This is a genomic window from Microcoleus sp. LEGE 07076 (assembly GCF_015207455.1).
Classification (GTDB): domain Bacteria; phylum Cyanobacteriota; class Cyanobacteriia; order Cyanobacteriales; family Microcoleaceae; genus Microcoleus.
In genome coordinates this window covers 1-1,797 of sequence record NZ_JADEWV010000437.1, presented here as the reverse complement: position 1 = coordinate 1,797, position 1,797 = coordinate 1, and the positions used below count along the sequence as shown (strand labels likewise).

The 1,797-nt window shown below is 50.4% G+C and carries 3 protein-coding genes; 1 reads left to right on the top strand and 2 read right to left on the bottom strand.

Annotated elements, in window-relative coordinates:
- Positions 1-386: hypothetical protein (locus tag IQ270_RS30025; RefSeq protein ID WP_193976745.1), on the bottom strand; the 386-nt coding region annotated here is incomplete at its 3' end.
- 360 nt (positions 387-746) lie between these two features.
- Positions 747-887: a hypothetical protein gene (locus IQ270_RS30020; RefSeq protein ID WP_193976744.1), complete on the bottom strand. Its 141-nt coding sequence runs from the start codon at positions 885-887 to the stop codon at positions 747-749.
- 120 nt (positions 888-1,007) lie between these two features.
- On the opposite strand from IQ270_RS30020, the gene IQ270_RS30015 reads away from it, so the two are divergent.
- The coding region (locus IQ270_RS30015; protein ID WP_193976743.1) for an FAD-dependent monooxygenase at positions 1,008-1,797 on the top strand (790 nt) is incomplete at its 3' end.

Sequence of the window (1,797 nt, the reverse complement as noted above, 5' to 3'; positions counted from 1 at the left end):
CCCTTCCCCTTCCCCGCCAAAAACTCCCGTAGCCGCAACAAACTAGCCGTTTGTCCCAAATTCAGCGGCAGCAGCGACACACCCTCCAACCGAGACTGCACCCAACCGTCGCCCCAATACCACTCGTGAAATCCGTCAATTCCCTGACTCAACAACAGCCGCAGACAATTTGACTCTGCAATCTCCACATAGTGCTGCACCGCTACCGGGCCTATCCAACTTGTGAATGTCAATTCGGGATCGAGCAATTCGGGCAAACCCTTAGAAAACTGCTGAGGCCACAGCCACTGCTGCAACTGCACCGGACGTACCAAACTGTCCCGAATCGCAGTCTCCGAAGCTTCAACCTCAATCCGCAATTGGCTTTGTTGAAAATTACCTAGCATAGCAATTTGAAATTTTATATAGGAGCTTTACTTAATTTAAATGTAACGTAATTGCACGGAGTTCGATCGGCCCCACGTACAGTTTTCAGTCGAGATATCGGGGCCGGCACACGATGGCAAAATACAGACGGCGGTTGAAACCGCGTCTACACAAACACTCACGCGACGGGAGCGGGTTGAAGAACCGACGGTGAAAATTACGTTGTTTTCTTCAGTCCGCGCAGGCGGACATCGTTACAAACACTCACGCGACGGGAGCGGGTTGAAGAACCGACGTTGAAAATTACGTTGTTTTCTTCAGTCCGCGCAGGCGGACATCGTTTGTGTAGGAGCGGTTTCAACCGCCGTCTGCATCTGTATTTAATTCGATCGCACTGTATTTAATTCGATCGCACTGTATTTAATTCGATCGCACACCATCATCCATCTGCCTTCATCTACCAGGAAAGATTTAATAAGTTCGATCGCATTTACCATCCCAAACCCAATTTTCGTATCCAATTGTTAAGCTCTGTTTCATTTCATTTAAATCTCCCGTCCTTACCCCACAGCCAAGAAACTCCGTGATACCATCACATCTGACTGAGTAAATACTTATAGAAAAAACTGGGGAGAAAAGCTTTGACACTACGGGTTGCAGTTGTGGGCTCAGGGCCGGCCGGTTCTTCCGCCGCCGAAACACTGGTAAAAGCAGGCATCGAAACTTATTTATTCGAGCGAAAATTAGACAACGCAAAACCCTGCGGTGGGGCGATTCCCCTGTGCATGGTCAGCGAATTCGACTTGCCACAAAGTATTATTGACCGTCAAGTCAGAAAAATGAAAATGATTTCCCCCTCCAATGTTGAGGTGGACATCAATATCGAAAATGCCGACGAATACATCGGTATGTGCCGCCGGGAAGTGCTCGACGGCTTCATGCGCGATCGCGCCGCCAGCTTAGGTGCCAAACTAATTAACGGCACCGTACACAAATTAGAGATTCCCGCCAACAACACCGACCCCTACATTCTCCACTACGCCGACCACTCCAACGGCACCGCCGTGGGAACTCAGAAAACTCTGAAAGTGGATTTGGTGATTGGGGCTGACGGCGCTAACTCCCGCGTAGCCAAGGCGATTGATGCAGGCGACTACAATTATGCGATCGCCTTTCAAGAACGCATCCGCCTGCCGGAAGATAAAATGGCTTACTACCACGACTTAGCCGAAATGTACGTCGGCGATGACGTGTCTACCGATTTCTACGCTTGGGTGTTCCCCAAATACGACCACGTAGCCGTCGGTACCGGCACGATGAAAGTCAATCAAGCCAGCATCAAAAAGCTGCAAGCAGGCATCCGCGCCCGCGCTGCCAAAAGACTCATGGGCGGTGAGATTATTAAAGTGGAGGCCCACCCCATCCCCGAAC